The organism is Rhodoferax ferrireducens (genome assembly GCF_003347515.1).
Classification (GTDB): Bacteria; Pseudomonadota; Gammaproteobacteria; order Burkholderiales; family Burkholderiaceae_C; genus Rhodoferax.
This window is the reverse complement of sequence record NZ_QEII01000256.1, coordinates 139,863-146,327: the sequence shown is the minus strand read 5'-3', so window position 1 is coordinate 146,327 and position 6,465 is coordinate 139,863. Positions and strand designations below refer to the sequence as shown.

At 67.3% G+C, this 6,465-nt stretch carries 5 protein-coding genes and 1 pseudogene; 2 read left to right on the top strand and 4 right to left on the bottom strand.

All coding sequences use genetic code 11. The features are described from left to right. Positions 1 to 1,126: pseudogene (locus C5P05_RS09335) on the top strand (AAA family ATPase); the annotation flags it as partial. Positions 1,127 to 1,133: 7 nt separating this feature from the next. Next, positions 1,134 to 2,336 carry a hypothetical protein gene (locus C5P05_RS09330; RefSeq protein ID WP_114969566.1) on the top strand — a complete coding sequence of 401 codons (1,203 nt, stop codon included), beginning with the start codon at positions 1,134 to 1,136 and terminating at the stop codon, positions 2,334 to 2,336. A gap of 1 nt (position 2,337) precedes the next feature. On the opposite strand, the gene hutG is transcribed toward C5P05_RS09330, so the two are convergent. The 4 genes from hutG to C5P05_RS09310 form a co-directional block, all read right to left on the bottom strand. Further along, a complete protein-coding gene (gene hutG / locus C5P05_RS09325; protein ID WP_114969565.1) occupies positions 2,338 to 3,132 on the bottom strand; it encodes an N-formylglutamate deformylase in 795 nt (264 codons plus the stop codon). Positions 3,133 to 3,145: 13 nt separating this feature from the next. After that, positions 3,146 to 4,546: a formimidoylglutamate deiminase gene (locus tag C5P05_RS09320; protein WP_114969564.1), complete on the bottom strand. Its 1,401-nt coding sequence runs from the start codon at positions 4,544 to 4,546 to the stop codon at positions 3,146 to 3,148. After that, positions 4,543 to 5,796, bottom strand: coding sequence for an imidazolonepropionase (gene hutI / locus C5P05_RS09315; RefSeq protein WP_114969563.1), 1,254 nt, complete (start codon positions 5,794 to 5,796; stop codon positions 4,543 to 4,545). Before hutI ends, C5P05_RS09320 begins: the two co-directional genes overlap by 4 nt. A gap of 87 nt (positions 5,797 to 5,883) precedes the next feature. Then, positions 5,884 to 6,462, bottom strand: a complete 579-nt coding sequence (locus C5P05_RS09310; RefSeq protein WP_114969562.1) for a HutD family protein — start codon at positions 6,460 to 6,462, stop codon at positions 5,884 to 5,886. Between the last annotated feature and the right edge of the window lie 3 nt (positions 6,463 to 6,465).

The following is a 6,465-nucleotide window of genomic DNA, read 5'->3' as shown; positions in this document are numbered from 1 at the left end:
CGTACTGAACCGCAGCGCCGCGACCATCAGCCGCGAGATTGCCCGCAACAGTGGTGGCAATGGTTACAGCTGCCGTTATGCCCAGCAGCGCCGGGTGCGAAGACGCCGCCACGCCAGACCACTGCCCGGTGCCAAACAGGCACGCGTTGGCGCCGCCATGCGCTGGCAAAAACTCGATAACGGCTATGGCGAAGCCAAGACCCAGCACCTGCGTGCCGACTCGCAGTACCGAAGTCTGGAAACCGCATTGCGTCAGCGCTTTGCCGAGGCCGACCGCCTGGCCGCCGAGCTGGTGCAGCGGCGCAAGCAACTCACGGCGGACGTCGATGTCTCTCAACGCCGCCGCCGCCAGATTCCCGCTGGCTGGCGCACTGCAGACGTGCTGCAGGAACTGGTCGCCAAGTACCACAACGACACCCAGGCCCGGCTGCGCCTGGATGCCGTCGAAGTCGATCTGGCACAAGACACCTGGGAAAAAGACAGCACGGTCGAAGAACGCTACCGCCGCATGGAAGCCACGGTGCGCGAGCAAGGCTTCAGCTTGGAAGATCACCAGGTCAAGAACGTCCAGGCCGGCACGGCCGTGTTCAATGCGCGCGAAAGCTATATCGAGGTGCTGCGCAGCACCGTGCGCAGCTACCGCAACAACATCCAGGAACTGGGCGGTTTGGCCGGGGTGGAGGTGTCTGCCGACCTGCCGGCGCTGGAAAACGACGACACGGTACTGGCGCAGGCGGGTCTGAAAGTGAATTTCAATTTTGATGGCAAAGGCAGCATCGGCCTGAACGATGGCGAGGCCTCGGGTGGGCAACAAGTCATCAAGTCGCTGATCCTGCTGGTGGGACTGCTCAAGGATGAGGACAACGCCTCCGGCGGCTTTGTGTTCATCGACGAGCCCTTTGCCCACCTGGACGTGCGCAACATCCAGTTGGTGGGGCACTTCTTGCGCTCCACCCAGGCGCAGTACGTGCTGACCACCCCGATCACCCACAACCTGGAGGTGTTCGAGCCCGCCGAGATCACCCTGGTCACCAGCAAGAAACCGCGTGACAGCCGCTGGGCGCCACCGATTGCGGTGGCCAAGCGGCGTGGAACGCCGGTGATTGAAGCGCTGATGACGCTGTGAGCACGCCATGAGCAATGCGCAGCAGCCATGCCTGCAGACCGTTCCTGGCGGCAAGGGTAAACGCACGCGCCACGTGCTGACAGCGCTGGTGGCCTTGCCCCAGCTCGGTGTTGCGCAGCGGACGGTGCTGCTGAATTGGCTCAAGTCCGACGCCCGTGAGCGCCGCTGGCAAAGCCTGCTGGAAGCGGCGGGCGCGCACCACCTGGATACGGCCAACGCGCTGCTGGACGCCTTGCTGACTGCCGGGGCGGTGGCGGTCAAAGAAGAGTTTTGGCATGGGCTGTGGCGGCCTGTGCGCATGGTCTGGCTGGATTTGGAGGCAGTCCAGCGCTTGGCCAATGTCGCCACACGCAGTGAGCGCGACGCCAGCAAAGAAAACCTGACCACGCAATTGCAGGCCTTGGGTCACGCGCACCCGTGGCTGGCCCAGGCCGTACATAGCCTGATGAACGACTCTCTGTCTGCGGCTACACGGGCAGCCCGGGCCGATTTGCTGCAGGCCTTGGTGCCATGGCAACAAGCCCAAAGACAAGGTTTACGCCAGGACTTTTCCCTGGCGGCGCGGGATCACACCAAAGCCATCACTGCAGCGGAGTGGGACTGGCTGGACAGCACGCTGCCACTGGAGTCCCTGGGGGTTGGCCGGTTCGAGCCGATGTTGTGGCTCGGTGGGGCTATGACGCTGCGCAAGTCTGCCGATGGGCATGAGGCCGTGATGGCGTTGCAAGGTTTCGGATTCGCGGGGTTGCCATGTCGCCAGTTCTGTGCGCCCTTGGCCGTGACTGTGCACCCGCAGTCGTACTGGCTGATCGAAAACCGGGCCAGCTTTGAACGCCAAACGCAGAAGCTGGCCCCAGGTGTGTGTCTGGTGTGGCTGCCCGGGCGCCCCAGCGGGGCTTGGCTGGGTGCGATGCGCTGGCTCCTGGCACAAGCGCCTGTCCCAGCCACCATCAGCTGCGACCCCGATCCGGCAGGCATCCAAATTGCATTGACCGCGGGCCAGCTGTGGGGCGATGCGGGCGTGGCTTGGCAAGCGGGCCATATGGAGCCCCGCCATTGGCAGGACGGCAAAACCTTGCCGTTGACGGACTACGATCACCGGGTTTTGGCCGAGCTGCAAGCCTGCGACGCTTTGCCCCCAGCCCTGGGGACGCTGCGCGACTACATCCGGTCCTCGGGCACGAAGGCAGAGCAAGAGGGTTGGCTTTAATTCACCGCTGCGCGAACGCCAGCGCCGCCTCCACCATGCGGCGCAAATGGGGCTGGATGCCGGCGGCGACCGCGGGCAGATAGTCAAACGGCAGGGTTTCCTGCATGTAGCTGCATTGCGTCATCTCCAGCTGGATGGCGTGGATGCCTTGCGCCGGCTGGCCGTATTGGCGGGTGATGAAGCCGCCCTTGAAGCGGCCGTTCAGCACGGCGGTGTAGCCCGATGCGGATTGGGCGATGGCCAGCAGCGCGGCCGATAGGGCCGGGTCGCAGCTGGCGCCGTCCGCGCTGCCCAGGTTCAGGTCCGGCAGCTTGCCCTCGAAAAAGCGCGGCAGCACCGAGCGGATGGAATGGGCGTCCCACAGCACGACACGGCCATGCCGGGTTTTGAGTCGGGCCAGCTCGGTTTGCAGTTGCTGGTGGTAGGGCTGCCAGAGGGCGTCGCGGCGTTCGGCGATTTCAGCCTCCGACGGCAGGTCTTGCGGGTCGCGGTACAGCGGCTGGTCGTCAAAATCGTCCACCGGGCACAGGCCGGTAACGTTTTGGCCGGGGTACAAGCTGGCGCCGGACGGGTCGCGGTTCAGGTCGATCACGTAGCGCGAGTGGGTGGCGGCCAGCACCGAGGCGCCCAGACCGACGGCGAAGTCGTACAGGCGCTCCAGGTGCCAATCGGTGTCGGGCACCTGCCGGGCGCTGTCGCTCAGGCGTGCAGCCAGTGCGGGCGGCAGGTAGGTGCCGACGTGGGGCATGGAAATCAGCAGTGGCTGCGTGCCTGGGTGAAAGCGAAAAGGGGGCATGGTGTGTCTCGGTTCAAACCTTGGCGATGAGGGCGGCGCGGGCCTGGGTGAAGGCGGCCGCGGCCTGCGCACGCAAGGGATGGCGGCTGCCGCTGAGGGTTTGCTGGTGGCCGCCGACCCAGACCGCGTCCAGCGCCGAGCTGCGGTGGCTGGCGAACACATGGGCCGACAGCATTTCCGGCGCGCCCAGTCCGGCCAAAGCCAGGTGCTGTGCGTCCAGCACAAGAAAGTCGGCGCGCTGGCCGGGGGCCAGACCTTGTGCCGCGCGGCCCGAGGCTTGTGCCCCGCCCAGCACGGCTTGCTGCAGCATGGCGCTGGCCACCTGCGGCTGCTGCGCGCTGGCGAGCACGTTGCGCTGGCGGAACTGCAGGCGCTGGCCGTATTCGAGCAGCATCAGCTCCTCCGCCGCGTTGACGCAGGCATGGCTGTCGGAGCCAATGCCCCAGGCCCCGCCGGCAGAGAGCCAGCGCGGCATGTCAAAGATGCCGTCGCCCAGATTGGCCTCGGTGCTGGGACAGATGCCGGCGACGGCGCCGCTCGCCGCTGCGCGCTGGTACTCGGTGTCGCTCATGTGGGTGGCGTGGATGAGGCACCAGCGCGCATCGACGGCCGCGTGGTCCAGCAGCCACTCCACCGGGCGCTGGCCGCTCCAGGCCAGGCAGGCATCGACCTCGGCGGTTTGCTCGGCGATGTGGATGTGGATGGGGGCGCTGGCGTCGATGGCGTGCAGCCCGGCCAGGGCCTCGCGCAGGCTGTCGGGCGGCACGGCGCGCAGGGAGTGGGGCGCCAGGCCCAGCCGGGCGCCTTGCGCATCGCACAGTGGCTTGAGGGTTTCCAGCAGGCGCAGCATGGCGTCGGTGGAGCGGATGAAGCGGCGCTGACCCGCCGTGGGCGCCGTGCCGCCGAAGCCGCTGGTTTGGTACAGCACGGGCAGCAGCGTGATGGCGATGCCGGCGGTTTGGGCGGCGCGCAGCAAGGCCTTGGACAGCGTGGCGTCATCGGCATACGGCGTGCCGTCCGGGCTGTGGTGCAGGTAGTGGAATTCACACACCGAGGTGTAGCCCGCCTCCAGCATCTCGATGTAGAGCCAGGTGGCGATGGCCTCGACCTGCTCGGGCGAGAGCCGGGCGGCGAATTGGTACATCAGCGTGCGCCAGCTCCAGAAGCTGTCTTGCGCCGCACCGCGGAATTCGGTCAGGCCGGCCATGGCGCGCTGGAAGGCGTGGCTGTGCAGGTTGCTCAGGCCGGGCAGGACGGGGCCGGCGGCTCGGGGGCTGTTGTTGGGCGGGCTGTCGGGGGTGACTGCGATGAGATGGCCGGTTGCGTCCCATTGCAGGAGGACGTTGCTGGCCCAGCCGGCGGGCAGCAGGGCGTGTGGGGCGAAGAGGGAGCGGTGGGAGAGGGGCAAGCTCATAAGCGCGTCAATCCCAAAGTGTCAACGGCCACACGTCCTTGCCGAACAATGGTCCGGGCCGGCTGTTGACCCAGCCAATACACCAGCTCGGCGGGCTCTCGCAAATCCCACAGCACAAAGTTGGCCGGTCGTCCCACCGCCAGCGCGCCATGCGTCTCCTGCAGCCCCAGCGCCCGCGCCGCATGGCAGGTGATCCCCGCCAGGGCTTCCGGCACGGTCAAGCGGAACAGCGTGCAAGCCATGTTCGCCATCAGCAGCAAACTCAAGGCCGGCGAGGTGCCCGGGTTGTGGTCGGTGGACACCGCCATCGGCACACCCGCGGCGCGCAAGGCGGCAATGGGCGGCGCTTGGGTGTCGCGCAAGCTGTAGTAGGCGCCGGGCAGTAGCACCGCGACCGTGCCCGCGGCGCGCATGGCGGTGATGCCCTCGGCGCTCAGGTGCTCGATGTGGTCGCATGACAGCGCGCCGTAGCGGGCCGCCAGCGCCGAGCCGTCCATGTCCGACAGCTGCTCGGCATGCAGCTTGAGCGGCAGGCCCAGGGCTTGCGCGGCCCGGAACACCTGCTCGGTCTCGGCCAGCGAAAACGCGATGCGTTCGCAGAACACATCGACCGCATCCACCAGCCCCTCGGCCGCCAGTGCGGGCAGCATCTCCTTGCAAACGAGGTCGATGTAGTCCTGGCTGCGCCCCGCGTATTCGGGCGGCAGGGCGTGGGCGCCGAGGAAGGTGGTGCGCACCGTCACGCCGTAATCCAGACCCAGGCGGCGTGCGACCCGCAGCTGCTTGGCCTCGTGCGCCAGCGACAGGCCGTAGCCGGATTTGATCTCGATGGCGCAGACGCCGTCATTGAGCAACTGTTCCAGCCGGGGCGCGGCCTGGGCGTAGAGCGCGTCTTCGCTGGCGGCGCGGGTGGCCAGGACAGACGACACGATGCCGCCGCCCGCCTTGGCCACTTCTTCGTAGCTGGCCCCCGCCAGCCGCATCGCAAACTCGTTGGCGCGCTGGCCGCCGTAGACCAGGTGGGTGTGGCAATCGACCAGGCCGGGCGTGGTCAGAGCGCCGCGCGCGTCATAGCGGGGCAGGGCGGCGAACGCGGCGGGGAGTGCCTGGTCATCGCCCATCCAGGTGATCCGGCCCTGTTGCACCGCGAGGGCGGTGGGGACTTCTGCCGTGTGGTCGGCCAGCGCACCGGGCGCCAGACGCAGGCTGTGCCAGACGCCATCGGCGCCAGGGAGAGAGCTTGGGGGCATAGGCATCACCAAAAGGTTGAACGTGTGTTTGCTATTTAATGTATAGCTGCTTGCGCAGGTAGATCGGGGGCTAGAGGCATTATTTGCTTAAACTCTCATGTCGTGCAAGCGCAGCACCACCAGCAGCGCGTCAGGGGCCAGCGGCGTGGCTTGCCAGCCCGCCGCGGCGTCCCACCACATGCCGGTGCCCGTGGCGCAGCGGAAGTCGTGGGCGCCAGACTGCAAGTGCCACGCGCCCCGCACAGCCAGCACCAAGCCGCTTTGGGCGCTGGCGATCTGGCTGCTGCCCGTCAGCACTTTCACCTCGGCACGCAGTTGGCTGCGCCGGGTCATCACACTGAGGTCGGTCGAGGTGCCGTCCAGCAACTCGCAGTCCAGCGCCACGTCGCCAGCAAAAGCAAAGGGCGCGCCGGGCGTGTCCAGCCGGTGGTCTATATCCGCCGCCTGCAAGCGCACGCCTGCACCGTCGAGCAATACGATCACGCGGTCCACACCGGCGAAGACCGAGAACGGCCCCTTCGCGGCAATGGTGGCGACGCTGACGCGCCAGTCGAAACTGTCCATGTCCGCGCCGGGCGGGTGGCAAACGATTTCGCGGGTGCTGCCGCCGCCGTTCTTCCACGGCATTGTGGGCAGGGCGGCGATGTCGAAAGAGTGGATCGCCATGAC